We start from the raw sequence: 25,403 nt of genomic DNA, 5'->3' as shown, positions 1-25,403 counted from the left end.
ACTCCCCGACGTTGTGCACCCGTTGTCGTTCGCCCGGAGCGTCCGCGATGTCCGAAGCCCATCTGTTCGCGGTCGGCGTGCTGCTCGCCTGGCTGGCCGGCATCCGCGTGTACCTGACCGTATTCGGCGTCGGTCTGGCAGGCGCGCTGGGCTGGCTGGACCTTCCGCCTGCGCTGGAAGCGGCGTCTTCGCCATGGGTACTCGGCGTGTCCGGCGCGCTCGCCGTGGTGGAGTTCTTCGCCGACAAGATCCCGGGAGTCGACTCGGGCTGGGACCTGCTGCAGACGCTGGCCCGGGTCCCGGCGGGCGCCTTCCTTGCCGCGGCCACGCTGTCGCCCGATGGCGACCTCGGCGCCGGCATGCTCGCCACCGGCGCCGGTGTGGCGCTCACCAGTCATGCGCTCAAGGCCGGCAGCCGCCTGCTGCTCAACGCCTCGCCGGAGCCGGTCAGCAATGTCGTCGCGTCGAGCGCCGAGGACGTAATGACGGTGGGCGCATTGTCGCTTGCCTTCGTATATCCATGGCTGGCGTTGGCGCTGGTCGCGGCGGCCGCGATTCCCGCGGCATTCGCGATGTGGTGGCTGTGGCGGCGCCTTGCGCGTCGATCGCCGGGCCGGCTGCGCGATTGAATCGCGCGGCGCCGAGCATCCCGTTGTGCACGCCTGCGCAGGTAAGGCCGGGTAAAGTTGCCCGATCCCCCTCATCGCGTCACAGTGCCGCACCTATGTCCGATGCCGACAGCAAACACCGCGCCGAATATCCGCCCGTCGCTTATTGGCGGCGCTGGGCCGCCGACGCCGGACAGCCCACGCTGCCCGCCGATCCGGCCGAGCATGCAGCCGCCGCGTCGACGACCGCGTCGATCAAGGGCGATGCCACCGAAACCCCGCATCGGGTGCTGATCGTCGAGGACGACCCCAGCCAGGCGCTGTTCGCCGAAAGCGTGCTCAATGGCGCGGGAATGCAGGCGCGCGTGGTGTCGGTGGCGAACGAGTTCATGACGGCGCTCGGCGAGTTCCAGCCCGATGTCGTGCTGATGGACCTGCACATGCCCGGCATGGATGGCTCGGAACTGACGGGGCTGCTGCGACAGCAACCTGCGTTCTCGCATATCCCGGTGGTGTTCCTGACCGGTGACGACGATCCCGAGCGCCAGTTCGAGATGCTCGAGCTCGGCGCCGACGATTTCCTGACCAAGCCGGTGCGCCCACGCCACCTGATCGCGACGGTGCAGAACCGGATCCGGCGTGCCCGCGCCCTCCAGCGGATGCCCGACCCCGGCCGCAATCCGCTGACCGGCCTCAACAGCCGCCTGCAGCTGCTGCAGCAGCTCGCCGAAACGATTCCGGCAGCGCCACGCGGCGCGCTGGGTTTCGTCGAGATCGAAGGCATCACCGCGCTGCGCGACCGCTACGGCTATGCAGGCCTCGAGACCATCCTCGCCGATGCCGGGCGACACCTGCGCAGCCTGGTCGGCGATGCCGCCGCCACCCGTCTCAACGACAACACCTTCCTGGTGCTCGCACCCGAGGTCCCACGGACCGGTCTCGATGCCTGGGCGCGCAGCCTGCGCGACGGCATCGGCAGCCATCCCTTCCCGCTGGCCGGTCAGACCATCCGTCTGCGTGCGCTGGTCGGGTATGCGGATCTCGCGCACGGCTACGACGATCCCGGCACGGCACTGGCCGCGGCGGAGCAGGCCTTGCGTGAATCCCGCGGCACGCCGCTTGGCATGTCGGTGCACATTCCGCTGCCCAGCGTACCGGCGAGCGAAGCGGCCGGTGGCCTCGTCGACGACCTGCGTGACGCGTTGGCCCAACAGCGCATCGAACTCGCGTTCCAGCCGATCGTCGCCGTCGCCGGCGGTGACGAAGCCCAGTACCAGACGTTGCTGCGCTTGCGCGGACGCGATGGCGAGCTGCACATGGCCGCGCGCGTGCTGCCCGCGGCCGAAATGGCCGGGCTGCTGCTCGACATCGATCGCCGGGTGGTCGAGCTCGCGATCGCCACGCTGCTCGAACACCGCCGGACCGGCAACTCGATGCGCCTGTTCGTCTCGCAATCCTCGCGCAGCCTGATCGAGACGAGCTATGCCGACTGGCTTCTCCAGCAGCTCGAGGCGGCCGGTATCGCGGGCACGTCGCTGGTCATCGACGTGCGCCAGGACGATGCGCTGATCCATGCGCTGTCGCTGCAGGAGCTGTGCGCGCGCATGGTGCCGGCCGGCGTCCAGTTGTGCCTGGGCCAGTACAGCGCGAGCGAGGAAGCCGACGCCCTGCTCGCCCAGCTGCCGCTCGGCTTCGTCCGTCTGGCCGCGCGCTATTCGCGCCAGCTCGACGAGCCGCGCGTACGCGACGAAATGCGCGGCGCCGTGGAGCGCGCGCATCGGCTGGGGTTGCAGGTGATCGGCCAGCAGGTCGAAGACCCGCAGGCCGCCGCGACGCTCTGGATGAGCGGCATCGATTTCATCCAGGGCAATCTGGTCCAGCGCGTCGCAAACGTGCTCGACTTCGACTTCCATCATTCCGTGCTCTAGGCCTGGCGACGCGCATGACGCATGCCCCGTGCCACTCCGACAGGCGCCGGCCGGCACTGGATGACGCAGCGCCGGCGCGTCCGTCGGACTTGGCCGGTTCGCGTGGCACGGTGGCCAGCGGAATGGATACGGCGTGGCCGGGCCTCCGGACCCGCTCTGCCGCCTTGCTCCGGGAGGTTCCGCCGCATATGCCAGTGCTCTTGCTCACCGCCCGCGCCCGCCGGGCGGCCGTCCGCGGCCTCGGCTTGGGCAGACCTCGATGATCGGCCGCCGTCGACATCCCGCGCTGATGTTGCGCTGGCTTGCACTCGGGGCCGCCGGCGGCGCGGCGCTGACGATGATGCTTGCCGCGATCCCGGTGCCCGGCCCCTGGCAACTGCTCGCCCTGGTCCTGGCGCTGGTCGCGGTCGCCGCGTCGAGCGTGGTCGCGATACAGATGCACCACAGCGTGAGCGAGCTCGAAGCGGCCGACGAGCGGCTGCGCCAGGACGAACTCGCGCTGGGCGAACTGCAGCGCCAACTGGAAGAACGCACCACGCTGGAGCAGGAGCTGCGCCGCGCCAAGAATGCGGCCGAATCGGCGGTCATGGCCAAGGGCGAGTTCCTGGCCACGATGAGCCACGAGATCCGCACGCCGCTCAACGGCATCACCCCGATGCTCGACCTGCTGATGCATGCGCAACTGGCGCCCGACCATGCCGAACTGGTGCGCACCGCCTACCTGTCCTCGCAGCAGATGCAGCGCATCGTCGACGACATCCTCGACTACTCCAAGCTCGAATCCGAGAAGCTCGACCTGGAAGTCACCGGGTTCAACCTGCGCGAGCTGATGGATGGCGTCATCCAGGTCATGGAACGCGCCGCCCAGACCAAGGGCCTGCGCCTGGGCCTGCAGATCGAGGCAGGCGTGCGGCTGCCGGTGCGCGGCGATCCGGTGCGCCTGCGGCAGGTGCTGGGCAACCTGATCAGCAATGCAGTCAAGTTCACCGATCGCGGCAGCGTGGCGGTGAGCGTGCGCCGCATCGGCGAAACCGTCGCCCAGCACCAGTTGCGTTTCGAAGTCCGCGACACCGGCATCGGTATCAGCCCGGAAGGCCGCAGCCGGCTCTTCCAGGCGTTCAGCCAGGCGGACGCATCGACGACGCGCCTCTACGGCGGCACCGGCCTGGGGCTCGCGATCTCGCGCCGCATCGTCGATCTCATGGGCGGGCGCATCGGCGTCGATTCCGAGCCCGGGGCCGGCTCCACCTTCTGGTTCGAGATCCCCCTGCTCAAGGCGCAGGGAGACATGCCAGCCGAGGACACCACGCCGCGCGACGGACGGGTGCTGCTGCTCAGCGCGGATCCGCGCCTGCGCTTGCGGCTGAGCATGCTGCTGCCCAACTGGGGACTGCGCGTGAGTTCGGTGGAGACCACCCAGGAGGCCCTGGACCGTCTGCGCACGGCCGCCAGCCAGGGCGCGCCATGGGCGTACTCGGTCGTGCTCGCCGACCTGGCCGGCATGCGCAATACCGCGGTGGCGCTGTACCGCAACGTCACGCGGCAGGAGGCGTTCGACGGGCTGCGCCTGGTCTGCCTCTACGGCGACGACCCGGTGCCGGACGAACTGCGTGGGGAGGCGACACTGCTGAGCCGCCAGTCGCCCGATGCGGACCTGCGCGAGGCCGTGCTCGGCGCCGATGGCCTGTCGCAGGCGGCGCCGATGGACGTCCTGGACCCGGCCGCGGCAGGCGCGTCCGACGGCCGCCCGCCCGACCGGGACGCGACAGCCATGCCTGCAGCCTCGCCGGAATCGCAGTCAACGAGGCCAGGTGTCCCGGCCGACTCATCCCGCCCACGGGATCTCGCTTCGACCGAAAGCCCGCGCGACGCCACAACGCGCAAGCCGCGGGTGCTGCTGGTCGAGGACAACCCGGTCAATCTGATGGTCGGCCAGCGCCTGCTGTCGGTGCTCGGCATCACCTGCGACACGGCCAGCAATGGCGAAGCCGCACTGCTGCGGCTCACCGCGTCGCGCTATGACATCGTGCTGATGGACTGCCAGATGCCGGTGATGGACGGCTACACCGCGACCCGCCGCTGGCGCGAACACGAGGCAGCCGGGCGCGTCGCAAGGCGCCTGCCGATCATCGCGATGACCGCGAACGCCATGGCTGGCGATCGGCAGAAGTGCCTCGATGCGGGCATGGACGACTATCTCGCAAAGCCCGTCACGCGCAACGAGCTCGAACGCTGCATCCACCGCTGGTGGGATCCCGAGGCGTCGCCGGCGCCGGTCGAGACCGCACCGCCGCCGGCTCTGATGGCGCAGGTTGAACCCGACGACACACGTATGCCCGATTCTTTGCAGGCGGCCGAACCCGCCGCGCCGGCCGCCACCACCGCGGACGTGCCACTGGCTCTGCCTCCACCATCTGCCGTCCCGCCGCCGGCACCGCGCGCGCCGCTGCCGCCGGTCATCGACCATGAAGTCCTCGACGATCTGCGCAGCGTGCTGGGCGAGGAAGTCGACCGTCTGATCGATCTGTTCATCGACGACACGCCGCGGCTGCTTGCCGCACTCGAGAACGCGGTGGACGGCCCCGATTACCACGCACTGCGCGAAGCGGCGCATGCGCTCAAGTCATCGAGCGCCAACCTTGGCGCGATGTCGCTGTCGGCAGCGGCGCGCCGGATCGAGGCGGGTGCGCGCGAACACCAGCTCGAGCGCCCCGCTGTGGCAGTCGCGCTGGTATCGAACGAATTCGCGCGGGCGCGGCGCATGCTGCGCGAAGGCCGCGTCTCGAATCCCGTCTGAGCTGCTGCCAGCGGCTGGCCGCGATCAGTCGTCTTCGAGCTGGCTCTGCAGGTAGTTCTCGACGCCGAGGCGCGTCACCAGATCGAGCTGCGTTTCCAGCCAGTCGACGTGCTCTTCCTCGGACTGGAGGATATCGACCAGCAGCTCGCGGCTGACGAAATCACCGACCGCCTCGCAATGCGCGATGCCGTCGCGCAGCGCCGGCAGGCCGTCCATTTCCAGCGCGAGATCGCATTCCAGCGATTCCACCGGTGACTCGCCGATACGCAGCTTGCCCAGCGCCTGGAAGTTGGGCAGACCCTCGAGGAACAGGATGCGCTCCGACAATGCGTCGGCGTGCTTCATCTCGTCGATCGAGGCCTTGTAGGCACGCTTTCCGAGCGCCTCGAGCCCCCAGTTCTTCAGCATCTTGGCATGCAGGAAGTACTGGTTGATCGCGGTCAGCTCGTTGTAGAGCGCCTGATTGAGAAAGCGGATGACCTGCGCGTCGCCCTTCATCGGGAGACTCCTGGACCAGTGGAATGCGGACACTCTAAACGTCGTCCGCCGGTCATGACGGAACGCGAATCGTGCGCATTGTTGGCCGCCGGAGCGGGCGCGGGTTCAGGCCGCCGAAGCGATCAACGGCAGATCGATCATCGGCGCGCGTTGCGCCGCGTGGCAGTCGTCGAGGAGGCCCGCCGCCATGTCGAGGCAGCTCCCACAGGTCGCACCACAGCCGGTGCGCATGGTCAGTTCCGAAACCTCGCGGCAACCGTTCGCGGCCGCCTGGCGGATCTGGGTATCGGTGACGCCGTTACAGATGCACACGTACAAGGCTGGGTTCCTGGACGAGACTCTAGAGCGCCCATTCCGCCACAAACAAGAATCATTGTCAAATGAGAACAGTTCAGGCCGAGCTGCCGCCGCCATCGTCACGGCCGCGGGCCGCCTCCTGAACACGGCGCGCCTGTCGTCGTTGCGGACGCCGGCTGCGCGAGCGCGCTTCGAGAACGGCCTGGGGAATCGCCTGCGCGCCGGCAACCTGGCGGGCGTACTTGGCCAGATGGCTCAACGCACTGACATAGACACCGCGCTTGAACACGACCACATGCTCCAGCGGATACCAGAAGTCGACCCATCGCCAATGATCGAACTCGGGCTTGTCGGTCAGGTCGAGTCGCAGGTGCGCTTCGTCGGCGACGAATTGCAGCAGGAACCAGACCTGTTTCTGGCCCACGCAGACGATGCGGTCATTGCGGCGGATCGCCCGTTGCGGGAGCCGATAGCGCAGCCAGCCCGGCGTCGCACCGAGGACAGCGACATGTTCGGGGAGCAGCCCGGTCTCCTCGCGCAGCTCGCGATACATCGCCTCGAGCGGCGTCTCGTCGGTGTTCATCCCGCCCTGCGGGAACTGCCACCCGTCACGCCTGACGCGGCGCGCCCAGAAGACGCGCCCATCCGGGCGCATCAGCACGATGCCGACATTGGGCCTGAACCCGTCCGGATCGATCACGATGCGGACTCCTAATGCGATTGACTTGCGTCACTGGCTTCGACTCTGCCACGGCGCTGGCAAAGCGACAAGCGCATGCTGAACGCATTGCCGGCGTCGATCGTGTTCAGGCGTCCAGCGCGCCTCAGGCCGGTATCCGCGCAGGCGAACGTGCGTTCGGACGCGCTGCAGTAGCCGCTATCGGAGCCGACTGCGGCTATCCAACCTGTTGAATCCATGTCGCCTGCCTCGCTTCGCACGCCTGGACTAAGCACCCGCGACGGGCAGCCGCAGACGATCGACCACCGCCCCCGGTCTTCTCCCGGATCGGCACAGGCGCGCGCACAGAAGGCCCGGGCGCCATCGCATCGGGCCTGATGCTCAACCATCGCTCCTCGCCGTGACCGCCGCGACATTGTCCCGGCGCAGCGCCTCTGCAGCGCGCTTGCCGGCGAGGAAGGCGTGATCGGAGTTGTAGTACTCCCATTCGCTGTAGCGACCGGCCAGCACGATGTCGCGGGCTGCCAGCCATTCGCGGATGAGCGCGACGTTCGCGGCGCGGGCGTGGTCGTAGATCACGTAGGCATAGGGCATGTCGACGACGTTCGCGGTCAGCACCCGGTCATCCTCGCGCAGCATGCCCACCTGGATGCACTCGGCGATGCAGCGGTCGATGAGTCCCTGGTCGTCGCAGGGCAGCGGCTTGGTCGGAGAGTAGGTGATCTCGCAGGTCAGCCCGAAGCCGCCCGGCGGATTGTTGCCCGGGCTCGCATTGCCTTGCACGAAGATGCGGTGGAATACCGTGTCTTCCGGATAGTAGATCCAGTGTTTGTCCGTGATGTCCTCCCGACCGATGCCAAGGTTCACGCAGCGCACGGATACATGCCGCAGCGCCGCCGCGGCCTCGCGTACGGCGGCCGGCGCTTCGTCGCCGATGATGCGGATCAGTTCCGGCAACGGCAGCGTGCTGACAAGCGACGCATAGCTGCGCTGACGTCCGTCGGAGAACACTGCGACACGTCGCTCGGGATGCAGCGCGGTCAGGCGGGTGGACAGCACGAGTTCGCCTTCCAGATGCGGCAGGAACCCGTCCATCAGCGCCTGGAAGCCGCCCGTCCTGGGATAGCCGAATCGCGCGTTGGGGCCCACCGGCTTGGAGACCGGACGCAGCGCGCCGTCGATCATCTCATCCAGGTCGGGCATGGGTACGCGTCCGCCGAGCCACGAGGTTTCCATGTCCTGCAGTGGGACGGTCCACAGCTTGAGGTTGTAGGGCACCGCAAAGTGCCTGGCCACGCCGGCGCCCCAGACTTCATGGATGAACTCGTGGAAGTTGCGCGGCGCGCGCCTGGTCGCGAGCGTGCGGACGTCGCCGGTGGCGTGGTCCTTGACGTCGCCATCGGCCGGTTCGGGCACCGTGCCGTCGCCGCAGCAGTCTCTCGGCAGCGCGCCCACCGCGTCACGCGACGCGGCAGGGGTGCCGTCGCCATCGAGCGGACCGAAGCGGGCCTCGATCGCACCGATGATGCACTCCTTGAGCACGTCGGTCGGCAGGCCGTACAGCGCGCCCTGGAAGGGGTAACGCGTGTGCACGCCCTTGCTGTAGACCCAGGCCTCGCGATCCTGCCAGTGCAGGTTGTCGCCGAGGAGCCGCTCGTAAAGCGCAAGCACATCGGGGTCCTTGGAGAACATGATGTGGCCGGCGTAGTCGAACACGAAGCCCTGGTCGTCGATCGACCGGCACCAGCCGCCGACCGAGTCGTTGGCTTCGACCAGCACGCTGCCCTTGCCGTAGTGCAGGGCCGCCGACAGTCCGGTCGGTCCGGCGCCGATGATCAGGCACTCCACGGGCGCCTCGCGTGCCACACGGCCGACCGTCGCCTCCTGCTTGGGGAGGGTCACCACCCGGCGCCCGTCCAGATATTCCTGCACCTTCGGCCGCAATCCGCCGTGGACGCGGCTGATCTCCTGTACGACCACCTCGGCCGCGCGATCCCACGAAGTCTGTTGCACCAGCTGCTGCTGCCCGGCGAGACGGCCCGCGCGTTGCGCCTGGCCTTCGGCGAGCGCCTCGCGGCACGCAGAGATGAAGGCGTCCGGGTCTGCGGCGATGGCCACCCCCGCCGCATAGAGACGGCGCACGTCGGCGATCGCGGTACTGACCACCGGCTTGCCGGCCGCCATGTATTCGAGCGTCTTGGTCGGGCTGATGAATTCCGTGGAGGCGTTCAGCGCGAACGGCATCAGGCAGACATCCCAGGCGGCAAGCACATCCGGCAGGTCGTCGTAAGCCTGTTGCGGCAGGTAATGCAGGTTGGCGCGCCGCGGCAGCATTGCCGGATCGATCTTCACCACAGGACCGACGATGCAGACCTGCCACGCCGGGTCCGCATCGGCGATGCGCGCGAGCAGGTCGAGGTCGAGGCGCTCGTCCACCACGCCGTAATAACCGAGGCGTGGACGCGCGATGCCGGAGAAGAGATGGCTCGCCACGTGCCCTTCCTCGCGCGGCGCGAAATGCGCGGCGTCGACACTGCTCGGCAGTGAATGCACATTGGCGCTGGCCGTTCGCTTGGCATCGTAGAGCGACGGTCCGCCGGTGAAGACCACGCTGGCGATATCGAGCAGCGTGCTTTCGCGGCGGAGCAGCTGCGGCGGCGCACCCAGGAACGCGCTGAGCTGATCCATGCAGTCGTAGACGATCACCTCGGGCGTCAGACCACCAAGCAGGGGCAGCGCCATCGGCGTGTACAGCCACACGCCATAGTGCTCGATGCGATGTTCGGCAAGGTACTCGTGCAGCAGCGCGGCAATGGGTTCGAACTGCGTATCGACGAATCCATGGCCTTCGGCCAACGTGCGGGGTTGCAGTACCGTGACCCCAGGCGCGGGCGTGGACACCTCCAGCGATGGCGCGCCGTGCACGGGCTCCTCGATGAAGAGGATGTCCCACTGCGCGGCGACACGGCTCAGCAGATGCTGCGGACGCTGGTAAACGAATCCCCAGCGCAAGTGCGAGAAAACGATCAAGGTCTTCATGGGGCTCCGGGTGGCTGGGGATGGCGGCCGATCCGCACATCGCCTGTGGTGCTGTGCAAGCGCGAGCGCCTGCGCGTAATCGGGATCGAGGCGTCGTCGCAGGCTCTCGGGGCACACGTGCCACAAGCCGCTGCGATGCCAGTGGTCCGGACGTTCCCAGTCGGGCCGGTCCAGCGCGGGATACAGGCACACCCCCTCGACCGGCACGCCTTGCGCGCGCGCGACTTCGACCTCGGCGCACACATCGAGCAGCCATGGCCCGCGGCGCTCATCGGTGTGGCTGGTCTCGCTGATCGCGAGCGGCCTGCCGTACCGCGCATGCACGTCCGCGAGCAGCGCCGACAGCCGTCGGCGCCCGGGATCGTGTGGCCATTCAAGCGAGCGGCGGGTGCCCACACTCCACTGGTTGTAGGGGTAGTAGTTGACGCCGACGAGATCGAGATGCCGTATCGACCCCCCGAGCTGCGGCTCGAGCCGACCGGCGAGCATGTCCCAGGCCTGGAACTGGTACTGGATTTCGCACACAGCGCGCTCGCCCTCTTCCGGGGTTTCGGCGATCACATGGATCAGCGGGTCCACCGACAGGATGCGCGCACGCGGATCCGCGGCATGGATCGCATCCACCGCGGCAATTGCCGCGCGCGCGAGCTGCATCTTCAGCGGATACCCGTCGTGCGCACGATCGCCGATGTGGGGATACATCAGACCGGTCTCGCAGACCGCCCAGCACAGGAACGAGATCTCGTTGATGGGGGTGTAGACAGGAGCAAGACCGTCGTCATGGAACGGCGCGAGATAGGCCGCAAGCGCATGCGCGTAATCGGCGAAGCGCGGCACGAATGCCGGCGAAAAGATGTCCAGTCCTTCGGGCATTCCGTAGTGGAAGAAACTCCACAGCAGCTGCACGCCGTGCGCCCGCGCCGCTCGGGCGCGCATGCCGACGTGGCTGAAATCGTAACGGCCGCAGCCCGCCCGCTCGATCGATCGCCACCCGGCACTCTCGCGCGCGGTGTACAGACCGAGCCGGGCCATCCGCCGGTAATCGCCACCCGCATCGGCCAGGTGGCCGGTGGACGAGTTCAGGCACAGCACCTGCGCGCTGCCATTGATGTGGTCCGCACCTTCGAACCCCGCCTGCCAGAACCCCGCGAACGGCGACGGCGGCCTCATCCGCGGCCCCGCGAGCCGGCGGGCAGCGGCCGCTCACCATCGGTCGGAACACCACGCACGCCGGGCACGTCGATACTGATGGCAGGGCTCCTCGGACGCCGAAGGCGTCGCCGTGCGGATCGCTCGCACGGGAGCGCGATGGGGATCCGACAAGGCGACGTTGCGCCGGGATTCGACAGGCCGCCGTGAATTTTGGCGCCGGAATGCTGACCGCGCGAGCCGCAACGCGGCATCGCCATCAGGGGGAGGTTCTCCGGAAAAACGGCGGCCAGAACGCGAAAAACCCGCCTAACGGCGGGTTTTCTGGTGACGCCCGATGATGGTGGCTATGGGTGGACTCGAACCACCGACCCATTATGAGAGCGAGGACGATGAACTACGTCGTTGAACTTTAAGTTGCACCAGAGCTATGTACTGAACACTCGGCTGGAACCCGAACACAGCTGTAAGCAGTTGATCCGCAAGTCGTCTTTCTCACTGCAACGATCTAACGGCTCTCGCACGCAGATCATCGCGATTTCGGCCACTTAGGCGAACAGGGTGCATTAACGACGTTAGATGACTGTCACTACGCTTGTGCGAGGTATGACCCTAGCACTAGGCTAGCGGCAATGGATGTCGCCGCAGGGGCTAACCACCCACTCTTTGTCTTGGACAGACACCAGGTTCTCCCTTCGTGGGAGCCGAACCTGGCCCGAGTTCTGCTCAACTTGCTCGAACGCTGCTCCGATCAGGATCACGCAGTTCTCTGGTCACTGTCGGCGTTCGGGCTACGGCATGCGGGTGAGCTGGAAGCATGGAGTTTCCGAGGGGCCGGGGGCCGCCAGCTCCCCGACATCAAGCTGCCAGAGGGGAGTCACAAGGGCCAGCCGGTCGCCGCGACCCTGATTGCGTTGGGGGCGGCAGGCACGTCCGCGGGGCGGGGTTTGGCCCTGTTGACCGCCGTGCTCGTTGCCGCGGCCATCGAGGCAGCGGTAAAGCCCAGCCGTTTGGGAAGCCTCGGTAGCATGATCCGCGGCGCTCTGAGCGAAGATCAGGGTTCCTTGAAGGTGATCCTTGCAGAGGTCCACTCGATTCCCGAGATGGTTCGGATTGTCGAAGTGCACGTGAACACCGGAACCACACTGCATCCGAGCTTCGAAGCACTGTGGAAATCTTGGCTCAGGGACACGCTGATCCGCTGGACGTTGGCGGATCCAAGGCGGCTGCGGCGGGCATTGCAGCCGACCATGTTGGTCCCTGATGTCGACTCGCCGGTTATCCCTTTTGGCGGCGAAGCTGTAGACCCTGACGATGCCACCGACGTTCCGAACATCCTCATCGAGGAAGCTGGCTCCGACGAGTTCGGCTTGACCCCTCGGACGCTACTCCGGCGAGCCAAAGCAGCAGCCCTCGTCCGGCAGAGCCAAGGAAACCTACATATCCCTTCCGACCTCCTGGTTCCCGCGGAGGTAATTGGCGAACTGGCTCGAGCATCGGTCCAGAGAGGTCGGTCCACACACGGCCCTGATGATGGGCTCCGAGAGCGTTTCTTGGCATTGGCTCTCGCCATCGCGACAGCATCGAGAGAGATCGATCTTGCTGGCATCGTTTGGGGACATCAGAGCAAAGGTCCTTATCACCTTGCGCTCGATCCGGAGCACCCCCGGCTGTACCGGACAGTCCGGCGGCCACCCAATGCCGTCGTACCCGGGCAAGCATTGGAAGTCTGGCTCGAAGCGACGACGGATCAGCTCGTCTGGCCGATACCTTCGTCGCTTTACCGTGCGCTTCAAGACTTGTCACCGCTGACGGCACGTGAAAGCGGGGCACCCGTGCTCCTGCAGCGAGCAGCCTCACTGGCCTCTCCTTATTTGCTCAGCAGCGTGGTCGCAGAGTTGAAACCCGGCTTACAGCTCGGCGCCGGGCGACTGCGCATCGCCATGGCGGCGGAACTGTCGCAGAATTTCGGCCCTGAGATCGCGCAGTTGGTGCTCGGGGACACCTTCTCGCTCTCGGTGGCACCCGCGTACTACTCGGCGATACCGGCCAGCGAGATCGGTGACTTCGTTGCCCGTGTCCACCAGGACTGGTTTGGTGATGCAGCTCAGGCTTCGTCGTCCACGGGGGGCTTCATCGGATCACGACTGGTCCTTGCCGACCAGGGCGCGCGCCTTTGGCCATCCCTGTTGCGTGACCGCATGCGATCCGTAGTCTATAGAAAGGCAACGGATGAAATTGCCGAGTGGGCGGCCCATCGGGACCGTTTGGCCGCGGCCCTATGCGCAGTCACCGGCCACCGGCCCACAGATGAAATCGGCCGCATCACACTCGATCAGGTCGTGCCCGAGTACGGCCTTGTCGTCCTGCGTGACAAGCAGGCTGACGCGCTACGGGCTACTCGTGTGGCAGCGACGGGGCGGCGTTGGCTCACGGATCTCCGCCACTTCCTTGACAAACTGGTCGAATTCGCAAAAAACGATACGGTTCCAGCAGGAAAGCTGGCTGCGGAGATCCTGCGAAGCGAAGCGCCTCTGTTCACTGCGCCGGACTCGGATGGCGCGATGGGGAACATGAGCGCAGCGACCTTGCGCGCCACCATGCCGCCGGACCTGCAGGCCACCCCGAACCACTACCGCCATCGCATCAACCAGTACTTGCAGGCGCACAGGGTTGATCCCGAACTTCGCCACGCGCAACTCGGCTGGGCCATCTCGCCGGCGCATGCTCTGGCCGATCTCTCGCCACTGGCCGCTACCGATATAGGCGCACGTCTGGGCCCAGTTCTGGACGCATTCCTGGTGGGCGACGGCTGGTATCCATCCTCGCAACGCACGTCACCTTGGCGCTGGGACGGTGTTCCCTGGCGGGCCCTGAAAGACTGGAGTGAGGCTGTTCGCAAGCATGAAGCTTCGCACCAGCTCAACGTGAGGCGACTGAGGGAAGAGCTTAGGGTGCGCGGTAGAGAGGCCGAGAAGGCGGTGCTCCCTCGGCTCGCAAGTGCCGTCATGGAGTTCCTGCCCAATTTGCGCCTGGATGAGGAGAACCGCCGCCTTGTGCGTGGACCGGGGCGTTCCGGTAACGAACCCGTTGAAGTGACGGCGGATCACCACGCACTCCTCTGCGACCGCGTGCGGATGGCGGATGAGAATCCGGCCGATGCCGTTGAGGCTGTCGCGGCCCGGATTGTGCTTCACCGCCTGATCTGGAAAGCGCGTCGCGAACGGATCGTGCTAGGCCCCCTTCCCAGTCGACCGCGCCTGAGCGCGACTGCCGAACTGTCGCCCTTTCTCCCGGATTTGGGATTGGCAGTGCGGCAGGCCCATGCCCTGCGAGGATGTCTGCTGGAACGGGCGAAGCTCGGCCAAGAGCCCGGTGGAAGGCGTAAGCAAGGTGTAGTTGCGCTTCTGCTGGTGCTGATGTACTCGCCGTACCGGGACCTTGAATCGGCGCGCGCAGCCCTTGGCAGTGCGTCCAAGGGGAAGCGTAACGGCACACCGGGTGATGTCTTCCGCGTCCCGGCATCGATCGATCGCAAGGCAGTGGCCATGGTGTTCGCGGGCCTGCCGGCGCTTGCTCTCGCCCGATGTGGCGCAGCATTCGCCACGGCGCGTCCACCGACAGACCAGCAGGTCAGCGATTGGGTCGCCTCGAAGCTCGGAGTGCCGTTCGATCTGCCGTCTGAAAGTGCGGGCGAGACGCTCAGGCTGCTGGTGAACATCTTTCGGACCGCAGGCCGCCTCGAGCTTTCTGGGCAGGAGCGGCTGGTCACACTCGGGCAAGCCAGGCTGACTGCCACTTCCGTGGACAGGTGCCTTGCCCGAGACGATGAGTGGCCGGTGCGAACGCGAAAGGCCGAAGACCGGCCGGCTGCCGGAGAGGACCTCGAGACGTTCGCGCGGACCGTGGACGAGACGCTTACCAAACATCCTGGCCAAGCCACTGCGAAAGGCTACGGACTACTCACTACCGCCCTCAATCCCGAAGGGGTTACGGCGATTGGACACAAGGACTCCAGACACGGCTGGCGAGGGCGGCTGGATACCGAACTCAGCCGCCTGATAGACGAGTTCGGTGCGACGACCAACGTTGGTCTCGTGACAGGGTTCGTGCGGCACAGGCTCCGCTACGGTGGTCAACACAAGAGGGAGCTAGCACACCGAACGCTGCACCGCGAGGTGACCCGATTCGGCGGTGGCCTGCTCAAGGTCCTGGGCGCGCGCTCTCTGCTGTTATCGGACGCCGAGCAGATGCGCGAATTCTATCTAGCAGTTCTGGAGTCGAAGCCGTCCACTGCGCGCGCACAAGCGCTCGACGCTCTCGCGCTGTTCCATCGATATCTGTCAGACGCGCACCAGGTGTCCGAGGTGAGTTTTGCCGAGCTCTCTGCGTTTGCTGGTCCGCGCCCGGACTTCGTCGACCCGGGGCTGCTGACAGGCAACGAAATCCGGCTCGTCCTAAGCACTTTGCAGGAAGACCTGAAAAGGGAACAAACGCGTCCACATGCCGCGCCTGAAGCCATCCGATTAGCGGAGCTGCGGGTATTGCTGTTCCTTATCCTGGAGGCTAGTGGGGTTCGACCATCTTCGGCGCACGGCCTCACGCTCGGCGATCTCCACTTGTACGGGATAGATCGGGATTTCCTTCATATCCACCGCACCGGCGGCTACGGCGAAGCCAAGTCCGAGGCATCGATCGGTTTTGTCCCGCTGCAAGGCCACCAATGGGAGGCCTCCAGGGGATGGGTCAGAGGCTGGCTCGAGCGCCAGAAGTCGTCGCTGGATGGCACGCACTGGTGGAAAACGCCGGTCTTCGCCACGGCGCCCGGGGTCCATCGCCGATTCAACCGCCGCTACCTCACGGGCCGGTTCGATGAACTCCTGAAGTGGGCCAGCGGGGAAGCCAAGGCGCGAACCTACTGGCTCCGCAAGAATCGAGTGATGGCCAGGCACCGCCACGCGTCTTCGCAGTCACAGCCGCGGGCGCGCGATTCCTATGCAGCGTTGCGCAGCTCGGGCCACACGCACATCACAGTACCGATTACGAGTTACATCAGTGATCCGGCGATCGTCATGTCCCACCACGTCAGACAGGGTCGGGCTGCCGCCCGCAAGGCCATCCTAGGCGTGACAGGACTGCCTGATGCCCCGTTGGATTCCGCATGGTTACGCCGCGGGGGCGCGGATGCTCCGAATCGCCTCGCCGTGGTGCTTGATCGAATGGATGTGCAACCTGCCATCGCACCCGGCGAGCGCCTGACGCCACCCCCACCACTGCGTCGACATCAGAAGCTCATGCCTCGGCACATCGACAGCTTCGCTCGAGCCAAGCACAAGCACGAGGACCGAACCGAGGCGATGCTATGTTCGGGTCTTTCCGACATCCAGGCCGATGCTCTGGATCGCTTCGCAGCGGAAATGGCCGTGCGGCGCGGATCGGTTCCTTGGCGTCCTCCGGGTCTCAAGCATCCACGCTCGGTGCTGCGGCCTCCGCGGCAGTTCGAGGGAACTGGCGCTTTGAATGGTGCGTTGGATGCCCCGCCCGATCAGCCACTGTGCATCTTGGCCGAAGTGTGGGTGCGGAACGGCCATCTGCAGAGGCTCCATGGGTCCGACGTGCTCATGGACCTGGCCACGCCCGAAGAGCTTAGCGCTGCGATCGACGTGTTGAAGAAGATGCCGCTCCTTCTCAGGATCGAAGAGAGGGATGGGAGGAGGGTGATATGCGTCAACGATCGCGGAAACAGGCGCAAAAGCCACGCCGCCGCTTTTCGATGGACCATGGCCATCATGTGGCTGTACATGCAGATGCCAAGCGAACGCCCAGACGACTGAGCTATGCGACGCCGGGAAGTGAAGGCTGAAGAATGATCGCGGTCTCTGCGCAGACGCGCCAAGGACTGCCTCGCCCCGGGCGTTGAATAGTGCCCCTCAGCCATGCATCACAGTTCAATACGTCGCGAATCGCAGCCCAAGCCCATTTCGGGTCATTGAGAGGGCAATGCACGATTAGGTCGTCTCGCGTGATCAGCAGGCGATGACCGTTGGCGTCGTCCCGGCGCAGACCAACGATCCTGAATTCTCCCGTTTTCTGATGGAGGTCCTCCGGGCTGGGTTCGGTGAAATCGGCTGCCGTAGGGATCGGAAGCAGATGGTTGCTGCCATCGATGCTGAGGACGGGCGGGTTGTTCGCGTCCGTGAACCCATTTTTGAGTGCGTGAAGAATTGGCAAGAGGTTGTACGAAGTTACGGCCACTGTGTGCGGCTTGGGATCTGACGAATGGGCATTCCTTTGAATCTCGTCATGGGTTCGGCGCAAATCCTCGAGGATTTGCTCGGGCGAGATTTGCGCCAAGTCGTCGGATGCTCGAAGTATGTCGAGTACCAACATGCCGCCTCGGACGTAGGGGAGCGAAACCAGCGGTCCGTAGGCACCAATTATCGACTGGATGCACTTGAGCTTTTGGGGAAAATTCTTGCGATCTTCCTTCGTGAGCACAAGCGGTTGGCCGGGAAGTGGCTCTTGGGCGAAGCGAACGCAGAATGAATTGTGGTGCGGTTGGGCGAGCTCGGGCATTGGGGTCTCCTTTGCGACAAGCTTGATCGCGCGCAGGAGCGCGCGGTGGCCCCAACCGGGCCCCATTTGTGGGGGGGTTGGCGGCTGGAGCAGATCATCAATCGCGAGGCAAGCCACGATCCAGGCAACCTCGCGGCGCTCTACGAGATCTTCGACGATCGGCAGCACCCCTAGGACCGCATCGCCGCGTAGCCCAGAGTGGACGCTCAGGCGTTGCGCGACTTGCGGTTCGTCAGGTGGCTTGGCATGTGGCCCACGATCACCTGCAGCAGTTCCTCCGAATAGTGGAAGTAGACGCGCAGGATGAGCTTCGGATCGAAGCCGGCGCCGCGCTTGAGGTGCATGTCCAGGCGGATCTCCTGGCCCTTGTAGAGCTTGCGGTACCCCGCCTTGAACAGCCGGCTGTCCACCGCCGTTCCCACCGGTCCGCACTCGACCCCAAGGTCCAGCAGGGACCGGTCGGACGCCGTCTTGAAGTCCTCCTCGCCCTCAGCCCGAGTGCGCATGTTGACGCACTCATTGGCCAGCAGAAGAAGGGAGCGGTAGGCAAGCGGGATGTCTTCGAAGGTCGACTCGCGTGCCGCCTTGACGGCACTGGGCAGGAGCACAAGTCGGCCCGAACAGCGGCGATCGACCCAGTCTTCGAGGTCATCCCAGGTCTCGGGAATGTCCTCGGAGGTGCATGACGCATCCTCCGACTCGACAGTGCGCACGGGTTCGCCGCGCCACACGTGGGCCGCCTCGCGCTTCAGGCTCCGGACTTTTCGCAAGACTCCTCGTCGCCCGGGATCATGCCGTTGTCGCGCAGGATGCACTGAAGCTTCGACCAGATGTGCTCGTAGTCGCCCCCTCATCTGCCGCTTCCAAGGACTTATTGGCGATGCCGGCGAACTCTTCCATCAGGTGCGGGTGGTCGGGTTATTCGCAGGCAGCGCATAGGGCCCCATCCTTCGTCAAATTATGCTTAATTATGGATCGACCCATAATTGTCGATAATGCACATTCCTGAGGCCCTTCCCTACTTCTCCCGCGCGCCGCTCGAAGCCGAGTGTCTCGGCCATATCGGGCTGGGCAAGGGTGTCTCGATGCTCGCCCCACGCCGGGCGGGCAAGACGTCCTTTGTCGAGAACGAACTGATCCCGGCGGCCGAGAACCACGGTTACGACATCATCTACGTCGATGTGGGGAAGCGGGAAAAGTCCCCCGAGCTCGCCATCGTGGAGACCCTGGAGGCGTTCAATGGCAAGTCGGCCTTCAAGGTGACCAGCGCCAAGATCGAGGGGTCGCGCGGGGCCGGGCTCGGGCTGGCGCGGAGGTCACTGGGCAGCGCGCCGGCGGCCACCATCGACCTGGTCGCCCGCCTGTCCCGTGCCTTTGATCGGATCCGCCCCACCGCCAACGTACTGTTCGTCATCGACGAGTTCCAAGCCTTGGCCAACTGCACCGAGCCCGGCTTCGTTGCCGCCCTGCGCACCCATATCCAGCGGCTTCAGCGGCTCAAGTTCTTCTTTACGGGCTCCTCCCGACGCGAGCTGTCGAACATGCTCTCCACGCAGGGCGCACCGTTCCTCGGCATGACCATGCCCGTCCCACTGCCCGAGCTGGACAGGTCGTTTGTGGAGGACAGGTGCACCCTCTTCCACGAGCGCACCGGCCGCACGATCGACATCGACGCCATGGAGGCCGTCTTCAAGCGGCTCGTGCTCGTGCCCGAATACCTCAATCAGGCGCTTGGGCTGATGATGGTCCGGGGGATCTACGACCCGGCTGCGGGCTATGCGGCATGGAAGGACGCCATACTCGAGCAGGGTGAGGGAAGCAAGCTCTGGAGCACGCTGTCCGAACTGGACCAGAAGATCATTCTCCTGCTCAACCATGCCCCGGCCACGCCCATGTTCGCCAAGTCGACGCTGGATTGGCTCGGCAACTGCCTGCCAGGCGAGAACATCACGACCACGCGGATTCAGACCGCCCTGCAGCGGCTGGTGCGCAACGGTGTCCTCGAACAGGCCCAGGCCAGAGGTGGGTACGAAGTGAGCCACGATGAACTGCAGGTGTTCGTGAGCCATCTGAAAAAGCCCAAGCTCCCTGCACTCCCGGCGCGGCGGCGGTAACAACTTCATGGTGGACGATGCGCCGCACAGATGACCGGGCAGGTCACGGTGCGCCCGCCGCAGTCCCAGATCATTTCGGTATGGCACCAGCTGCCCCGGGCGTACCGAAATCGTCTCGATGCGGCCTACTGAAATCGTCAAGGGACGCATCCACGGGCCGCGACATTGCCCAATAGGGGCGACTGGAACACTGCTTGAGCGCTTGCGGCATTCGGAGCCATAAACGGCCGTCAGAGGCTTTTGACCGCTGTTATGAGCGTTTTCGCATCACCCATGGCGCACGCCAGGTGACGCCAGCCCGCTCCCATGGGGATCCCGGTGCGGGGTCTGGCAGCAAGGTCTTGACGATTTCGGTACCGAAATCGTCAAGGAACGCATCCCGGGCCGCCACATCTCCCGCCAAACTAGGGACTGGCCCGCTGAGACCTCGCCGCCCCCTGTGACTGCTCTCAGCTACGCGGGTCTGCGGCTTTCAGCCTCGCGATAAGTGCAGTCGGCATCGTGCCGTCCTGACGCCTACGCGTGATGGGTGCCAGCGCTCATGTGTCGCCTAAGCAGGGCGCGCAGCTCTGCCGTGTCGAGTGTGTCGATGTCATCGGATGTCAGACCGTCGGCCGGGGCCTGAGCGGTCTTGCGAGCACGCAGTCCGCCAATCCGTCCTGAAGGGCGAGGTTTCGGAAGACTGATTAAATTTTCAATCCGCTGGCGCCGAGGAAATTGAATGGGCACCGAAGACTGCAAAGACTGTGCTTACACTGTGCGCATAGGTGGAGGCGCCCTTTCATGGCAGCAGCAAGGCACGAGACGACCGAGGTTTTCCGAGCCGGGCACGACACATCTGTCTCCGCGGATCTTCGCTCAGGTGATGGAACTCGATCTGCCCGAGTTGGCCGAAGCATTGGGCGTGCATCTCAACACGATGCGATTACACCCTTACGGATCAAGGACGCAGGAACGCTTGCGCGAATACAACCGTGTGTTTCAGTCGCTGACCCATGACAAGGCTGAAATCGTCGACGTGGTCTTCCACATGAAGAACACCCCAATCCGGGTGCTCGGCGGGCGGTCGCTTTTTGAGGCAATCCGCGATGGCGACACTTGGAAGGCGTTGCGCTACCTGCAAACGATATCAGGTGGTCAGAACGGATGAGGCTTAGCGGCCCCGCTGGCGGCCAACACCCCCATCTTGATGCGCGCCAAGGGGACAACCTCAGGGCCGACCCGATAGGCGCTCATCGAGAAACTGGTCCACGATCGCTCAGAGAGCTGGCTGGGCAGGTCATGAGCCGAGATGGCTTGGTTTCCAGCGCCATGGTGTGAAGGCAGTTGACCCGCGCCCCCCCGGATGCCAGTTGCTTGCACCGCTCAACCATGGTCTGCTCTAGCGACGCCCGGTAGCAGGGCAACCAGTAGTTCGCAGTCGAGGGCGTCGGCTGCGCGATTCAAGATGTCCAGCGTGACCTTGCATCCGCCTCGCCGTGCTCGAGCTAGGACAACCTAGAGGTGTTCTGGGGTGGCCAGTTCGGGACATCGCCAGGCTCATGCTCGCTGAGCGCTTCTACGAAAATGTCGAAGGGGAAGGAAGAACTCCGTTCCGGAGGTGCCGGCTGCCATCGCCGCCCAACGCCCGCGCTCAAAACGGCTTCCTGCCTTTCCTTGGCTTCCGCGGGTCCGGCAGGATCTCGACCTTGGGCAGAGATGCGCGCTGCGCAGCTTCGATCTCCGCTGCCTTGATTCGATTGTCGACCTCGCGCATTGCCTCGGCGCCCCATTTCCGCATCCACGCCTCGACGTAACGACGCCCGCCGGTTGCCGTCGCCATGCGTCGCTTGTGGGTATAGCCCTCGCTGTAACAGCGGGTCACCACCTCGACCGTGCCGTCTGGCTCCCTGTAGATCCGGGCGATCGGCAGCCCGCGATACCGCAGCTCATCCGCGTTCGACTCGATATGCCACACGGCCGGCGGGCGGTTCATGGGCGAGATGCTACGCCTCGCAGTCTCGTTGACTGAGACGCGGCGCAGACAGGATTACGCTCCCACCCTGCCCCGATCGGCCCCTCTCCGTGTGCTACTCCGCCCAGGTCTACGCCGAGCTCAAGCGCTTCAAGCGGCTCTATCCCGATGTGGAGATGGACGAGGAAACCTACGTCAAGACGTTCTGGTGGGATCGCGGTCGCAACCCGATGGCGAAGGCGCCGCGCGCCTTGATCCGGGAGCTTGAGCAGATCGGGCCGCCCGCCCTGCAGGCCAATTTACGGGAGGCGGACGCGGAAGCCCTCGCCCAGCTCGAGCAGGAAGTGTTCGCCCAGCGTAGGCGCGTGGCCGATGCCGAGCGAAAGCTGGCGACCAAGGTCACGAAGAAAGCCCAGGACGACGTGCGCATCGGCACCAACAAGGTCGAGCAGGCGATGGACCGAATGGCGATGATCAAACGGACCACCGCGGAGCCAGCCGACAGCCGCATCTTCCCGGGCATCTACTGCCCCGTGATGGTGAGCGAGGGCGGTCGCCGTGTACTGAGGCCCATGCGCTACCAGTGCCGACCTGCCGGCAAGCCTGCGTTCTACGACCGGAAGTTCCCGGGAACGTACAACGCGCGACGCGACAACCTCGAAGGGTTCTGGGGCGGCCTGTTTGGCTTCACCCACGGGATCATGATCGCCGATCGCTTTTATGAGAACGTCGAAGGCTCGGACGGCCGCAACCGACGCCTTGAGTTCGTGCCGCGCACCGGCGAGCCCATGCTGATCGCCTGCCTGTGGTCGCACTGGACTGACCCTCAAGGCCTGGAGCCGGACCTGCTGTCCTTCGCCGCGATCACCGACGACCCAGAGCCCGAGGTCGCGGCCGCCGGCCACGACCGCACGATCATCAACATCAAGCCCGAGCACGTCGACGCCTGGCTCAACCCGGACCCCAGCAACCTCTCAGCTCTGTACGCGATCTTCGACGACAAGCGGCACCCGTTCTACGAGTACCGGGAGGCCGCATGAGCGACGTTCTGAGCGCCGAATTCATCCGCGCCGCGTCAGACCTCAGCCGCTGGGTGAGCAGCTACGAGCCCAGCGGACGCACTTTCCGGCAGTTCTGGGCGGACTACGCCGTCGCCGCTGGCGAGTTCGAGGCGCTGAGCCGCGCACCGGGGTTGCCAGTCGAGCTGGTGGAAGCTGCGCATACGGTCTACGACATGCCGGTGCACCGCGGCTTTGAGCCGTCGGCATACTCGCCCGCACGCGGCCTCGATGAGCTGATCCACGGCGGGACCGGTGACAGCTGACGGTCTGGTACCGCAGCCTGTTCTATGAATACAGGTGGGCGGCTAGAGAGGCTTTTCGTTCTGCTACTTTGGTGGCCGACGTTTCTCGAACGCCACCGAGGAAATCAGATGCCGACGCGTAGCCTTGCGCTGCTGTTGGATCGCTGGGAGCGCGAGCTCCACATGGTGATGGAGACCGGGCCAACTTACGGCGAGTTCTGGAGCTACTGGACGGAGCGCGAGGCGGCGGCGGAGCGCGCGGTCACACCCGATAACGAGGCCAAGTTCGAGAGCGGGCTGGAGCGGCTGTTCGCGATCGCCGAGCGACACGGGTATCTCCGCACCCCTCGGCCGGTGGCGGCGGAAGATCCCCCGCGCGACGACTCGCCCGCGGCCTGCATCTCTGGCGACCTAGCTATCGCGAGCAGCGTGTGGCGGTCGCCCGAGACTCGGCCTTAGACAGGAGAGCATCGAATTCGGAGACTTCGCGGGCCGAAAGATGCCGCAGCGGGCAAAGCCAATCTGCCTCCGGCTCAGCCCCCCACGTGTCGTAGTCACCGACGCGGCCATCCGGCGCCACTGCGCGGTCGATGTAATCCACGGCTCCATCGCGATTGGATATCGACAGCTTCCAGGCGCCGAACTCGAACAGCACCAGATATCCGCCCAGCCTTCTCCAAGGCCCGTAACTGCCGATCATCCGCACTGGGATCTGGCCAGAAATCGCCTGGCGAATCACTGAGGCCACTTCCGCGGAACTAATGTCGGCCATCGCTGAACCGTGCTCCGTCTGAGCCTCAACAGCCACGTGCGCTGGCCGTAGCCGGCGACAGTCGCGTGGGGTGCGAGGGACGCGCGCACGTGCTGTGTATCCAACATCAGGCATCGCCGGCGCCCGTCACATCGGTGGCCGCCGGAACAGCATGTCAGTATCTCCCTACAACAGCTTGCATTGGCCGTCGTCCCACGACTTGATGATCAACTCTCCGGCTGGCGTGCCGCGGCTGTCGGCCGCGCCGATCGTGTGCGGCGGCACCATTTCCAAGCCACCGAAAACCTCGCGTGTCGCTGGGTGATCGTTGATCGAAACCACCGCCGTGCCTTGAGTGATGCGCAGCAGCTGCGCCATCCTCTCAGCTCCTGCCTGGCGTGCGGCTGGACCTACCGAAATCGTCAAGACGTCCCGCAGCCGAGCGGCTGACCTACCGAAAACGTCAAAACCTCCTGCCCAGGAGCGGCTGGACCTACCGAAATCGTCAAGACGTCCCGCAGCCGAGCGGCTGACCTACCGAAAACGTCAAAACCTCCTGCCCAGGAGCGGCTGACCTACCGAAAAGGTCAAAACCCCCTGCCCAGAGCGGCTGGACCTACCGAAAAGGTCAAGACCTCCTGCCCAGGCGGCGGCTGGACCTACCGAAAACGTCAAAACGTCCTGCCCCCCAGGCGCCCGGCTGACCTACCGAAAAGGTCAAGACCTCCAGCCCTGGTGGGCGGCTGGACCTACCGAAATCGTCAGGACCTGACCCTGCCGAAATCGTCTCGACCTACCCCCCTACCGAAATCGTCATGACCTGACCCTACCGAAATCGTCTAGATCTAGGGGGGGGGGTACTCACTGATGATCGGCCTCGTTGGATCCACAGCCTTCATGATGGGGAGCCTATGTAGGGCGCTCGATCGCTTCAGGGGCCCGTTCCAGGGTTCATTTTTATGAGTACCGGTTAGCGTGTCAGAACGGCAAGGAAATCGCGTATAGGGCTCTACAAAGCGGTTTTTGGCGCCTCCGGTTGGCCAGAGGGCACCGTTCGGGTAAGCCATGACGATTTCGGTAGGGGGTCTGGCGCGTGCGAGTAGAAGACGATTTCGGTAGGGGGTCTGCGCGTGCGAGTAGAAGACGATTTCGGTAGGCCCCTGAGGGGTGATGACGATTTCGGTAGGAGGTCGAGACGATTTTCGGTAGTGGGTCCAGGCAGAAAACCCCGTAACGGCGCGGTCTTAGGGCAGTTTCGGTGGATGCCGAACCGCTTTTAACCGCTTTTGAACACCTCTCTAACCACTCTTGGACCGCTTCGCGTCCAACGGCAGATGTAGAACAGCAGGGAAGCAAGAGCTCGGCAGCCACCCCATGTCGCAATGGGGGCAGTTGGAGTTCCCATCCTGGTGAAGCTCGGGCAACAATCACCGGCCGGATTGAAGAATTGGTCGAGTACATCCCTCAGACACAGGACCAGTAGCTCGACGCAGGCAGGGGCTCTAGCGTCCTAGATATCGCCCAGTGAGACGGCCGCGGCCTATCGTCGAGCAAACAGGTAGGCACAAGTCCTGCATGAGTTGATGCCGTGGTCGCAGGACCGGAAGTCGAGGGCGTTGTAGTGCACTGAGTTCGTGTATCGCAACGATCGGACGCCGTGCCGGACAGGCAACTTCTGGGAAGTCGTGAGGCCACGCTGCATGGGAAGCA

General features: G+C 65.2%; 15 protein-coding genes and 2 pseudogenes. 9 read left to right on the top strand and 8 right to left on the bottom strand.

The window, feature by feature from the left end; translation table 11 throughout:
• Positions 1-47: 47 nt before the first annotated feature.
• The 3 genes and pseudogenes from EGK76_RS00335 to EGK76_RS00325 form a co-directional block, all read left to right on the top strand.
• Positions 48-602, top strand: a pseudogene (locus EGK76_RS00335) (DUF4126 domain-containing protein); the annotation flags it as partial.
• A gap of 122 nt (positions 603-724) precedes the next feature.
• On the top strand, positions 725-2,536 hold the full coding sequence (locus tag EGK76_RS00330; RefSeq protein ID WP_123831101.1) for an EAL domain-containing response regulator: 1,812 nt from the start codon (positions 725-727) through the stop codon (positions 2,534-2,536).
• A gap of 337 nt (positions 2,537-2,873) precedes the next feature.
• Positions 2,874-5,333 carry a hybrid sensor histidine kinase/response regulator gene (locus EGK76_RS00325; protein ID WP_199730858.1) on the top strand — a complete coding sequence of 820 codons (2,460 nt, stop codon included), beginning with the start codon at positions 2,874-2,876 and terminating at the stop codon, positions 5,331-5,333.
• A gap of 24 nt (positions 5,334-5,357) precedes the next feature.
• Here the strand turns inward: EGK76_RS00325 and bfr are convergent, their stop codons facing one another.
• From bfr to EGK76_RS00305, 4 genes and pseudogenes are all read right to left on the bottom strand, one after another.
• The gene (gene bfr / locus EGK76_RS00320) at positions 5,358-5,831 is read right to left on the bottom strand and encodes a bacterioferritin (protein ID WP_123831099.1); all 474 of its coding nucleotides are present in this window, start codon (positions 5,829-5,831) and stop codon (positions 5,358-5,360) included.
• A 105-nt stretch (positions 5,832-5,936) separates the two neighbouring features.
• A complete protein-coding gene (locus tag EGK76_RS00315; protein ID WP_123831098.1) occupies positions 5,937-6,149 on the bottom strand; it encodes a (2Fe-2S)-binding protein in 213 nt (70 codons plus the stop codon).
• A 166-nt stretch (positions 6,150-6,315) separates the two neighbouring features.
• A pseudogene (locus EGK76_RS00310) lies at positions 6,316-6,828 on the bottom strand (RNA pyrophosphohydrolase); the annotation flags it as partial.
• 360 nt (positions 6,829-7,188) lie between these two features.
• Positions 7,189-11,016, bottom strand: coding sequence for an FAD-dependent oxidoreductase (locus tag EGK76_RS00305; RefSeq protein WP_123831097.1), 3,828 nt, complete (start codon positions 11,014-11,016; stop codon positions 7,189-7,191).
• 611 nt (positions 11,017-11,627) lie between these two features.
• On the opposite strand from EGK76_RS00305, the gene EGK76_RS00300 reads away from it, so the two are divergent.
• Entirely contained in the window at positions 11,628-16,829 is a 5,202-nt protein-coding gene (locus EGK76_RS00300; RefSeq protein WP_123831096.1) for a hypothetical protein, read from the top strand.
• 1 nt (position 16,830) lies between these two features.
• On the opposite strand, the gene EGK76_RS00295 is transcribed toward EGK76_RS00300, so the two are convergent.
• Positions 16,831-17,739, bottom strand: coding sequence for a hypothetical protein (locus tag EGK76_RS00295; RefSeq protein ID WP_148087420.1), 909 nt, complete (start codon positions 17,737-17,739; stop codon positions 16,831-16,833).
• Between the two features lie 38 nt (positions 17,740-17,777).
• On the bottom strand, positions 17,778-18,284 hold the full coding sequence (locus tag EGK76_RS00290) for a hypothetical protein (protein ID WP_123831094.1): 507 nt from the start codon (positions 18,282-18,284) through the stop codon (positions 17,778-17,780).
• Between the two features lie 282 nt (positions 18,285-18,566).
• Here EGK76_RS00290 and EGK76_RS00285 point away from each other — a divergent pair, with 282 nt between their 5' ends.
• The gene (locus tag EGK76_RS00285; RefSeq protein ID WP_123831093.1) at positions 18,567-19,685 is read left to right on the top strand and encodes a hypothetical protein; all 1,119 of its coding nucleotides are present in this window, start codon (positions 18,567-18,569) and stop codon (positions 19,683-19,685) included.
• 721 nt (positions 19,686-20,406) lie between these two features.
• Positions 20,407-20,835 (top strand): DNA-binding protein, encoded by a 429-nt coding sequence (locus EGK76_RS00280; RefSeq protein WP_123831092.1) that lies wholly within the window; start codon positions 20,407-20,409, stop codon positions 20,833-20,835.
• A gap of 483 nt (positions 20,836-21,318) precedes the next feature.
• On the opposite strand, the gene EGK76_RS00275 is transcribed toward EGK76_RS00280, so the two are convergent.
• Positions 21,319-21,660, bottom strand: coding sequence for a hypothetical protein (locus tag EGK76_RS00275; RefSeq protein ID WP_123831091.1), 342 nt, complete (start codon positions 21,658-21,660; stop codon positions 21,319-21,321).
• Positions 21,661-21,749: 89 nt separating this feature from the next.
• On the opposite strand from EGK76_RS00275, the gene EGK76_RS00270 reads away from it, so the two are divergent.
• From EGK76_RS00270 to EGK76_RS00260, 3 genes are all read left to right on the top strand, one after another.
• Positions 21,750-22,679, top strand: a complete 930-nt coding sequence (locus EGK76_RS00270) for an SOS response-associated peptidase family protein (protein ID WP_233580113.1) — start codon at positions 21,750-21,752, stop codon at positions 22,677-22,679.
• Positions 22,676-22,963 carry a hypothetical protein gene (locus EGK76_RS00265; protein ID WP_123831089.1) on the top strand — a complete coding sequence of 96 codons (288 nt, stop codon included), beginning with the start codon at positions 22,676-22,678 and terminating at the stop codon, positions 22,961-22,963. The genes EGK76_RS00270 and EGK76_RS00265 overlap by 4 nt, the downstream gene beginning before the upstream one ends.
• A 108-nt stretch (positions 22,964-23,071) precedes the next feature.
• Entirely contained in the window at positions 23,072-23,401 is a 330-nt protein-coding gene (locus tag EGK76_RS00260; protein ID WP_123831088.1) for a hypothetical protein, read from the top strand.
• Between the two features lie 478 nt (positions 23,402-23,879).
• Here EGK76_RS00260 and EGK76_RS00255 read toward each other — a convergent pair whose 3' ends face one another.
• Positions 23,880-24,071, bottom strand: coding sequence for a hypothetical protein (locus EGK76_RS00255; RefSeq protein WP_123831087.1), 192 nt, complete (start codon positions 24,069-24,071; stop codon positions 23,880-23,882).
• Between the last annotated feature and the right edge of the window lie 1,332 nt (positions 24,072-25,403).

Source organism: Luteimonas sp. 100069 (assembly GCF_003813845.1).
Classification (GTDB): domain Bacteria; phylum Pseudomonadota; class Gammaproteobacteria; order Xanthomonadales; family Xanthomonadaceae; genus Luteimonas; species Luteimonas chenhongjianii.
The sequence above is the reverse complement of the archived record's forward strand: the minus strand, read 5'-3'. Positions and strand labels throughout refer to the sequence as shown.

What these genes read in the sequence shown, in the direction of transcription:
- EGK76_RS00330 (WP_123831101.1), top strand. Translation starts at nt 725, where the DNA reads ATGTCCGATGCCGACAGCAAACACCGCGCCGAATATCCGCCCGTCGCT.
- EGK76_RS00325 (WP_199730858.1), top strand. Translation starts at nt 2,874, where the DNA reads ATGATGCTTGCCGCGATCCCGGTGCCCGGCCCCTGGCAACTGCTCGCC.
- bfr (WP_123831099.1), bottom strand. Translation starts at nt 5,831, where the DNA reads ATGAAGGGCGACGCGCAGGTCATCCGCTTTCTCAATCAGGCGCTCTAC.
- EGK76_RS00305 (WP_123831097.1), bottom strand. Translation starts at nt 11,016, where the DNA reads ATGAGGCCGCCGTCGCCGTTCGCGGGGTTCTGGCAGGCGGGGTTCGAA.
- EGK76_RS00300 (WP_123831096.1), top strand. Translation starts at nt 11,628, where the DNA reads ATGGATGTCGCCGCAGGGGCTAACCACCCACTCTTTGTCTTGGACAGA.
- EGK76_RS00285 (WP_123831093.1), top strand. Translation starts at nt 18,567, where the DNA reads ATGCACATTCCTGAGGCCCTTCCCTACTTCTCCCGCGCGCCGCTCGAA.
- EGK76_RS00280 (WP_123831092.1), top strand. Translation starts at nt 20,407, where the DNA reads ATGGGCACCGAAGACTGCAAAGACTGTGCTTACACTGTGCGCATAGGT.
- EGK76_RS00275 (WP_123831091.1), bottom strand. Translation starts at nt 21,660, where the DNA reads ATGAACCGCCCGCCGGCCGTGTGGCATATCGAGTCGAACGCGGATGAG.
- EGK76_RS00265 (WP_123831089.1), top strand. Translation starts at nt 22,676, where the DNA reads ATGAGCGACGTTCTGAGCGCCGAATTCATCCGCGCCGCGTCAGACCTC.
- EGK76_RS00260 (WP_123831088.1), top strand. Translation starts at nt 23,072, where the DNA reads ATGCCGACGCGTAGCCTTGCGCTGCTGTTGGATCGCTGGGAGCGCGAG.
- EGK76_RS00255 (WP_123831087.1), bottom strand. Translation starts at nt 24,071, where the DNA reads ATGGCGCAGCTGCTGCGCATCACTCAAGGCACGGCGGTGGTTTCGATC.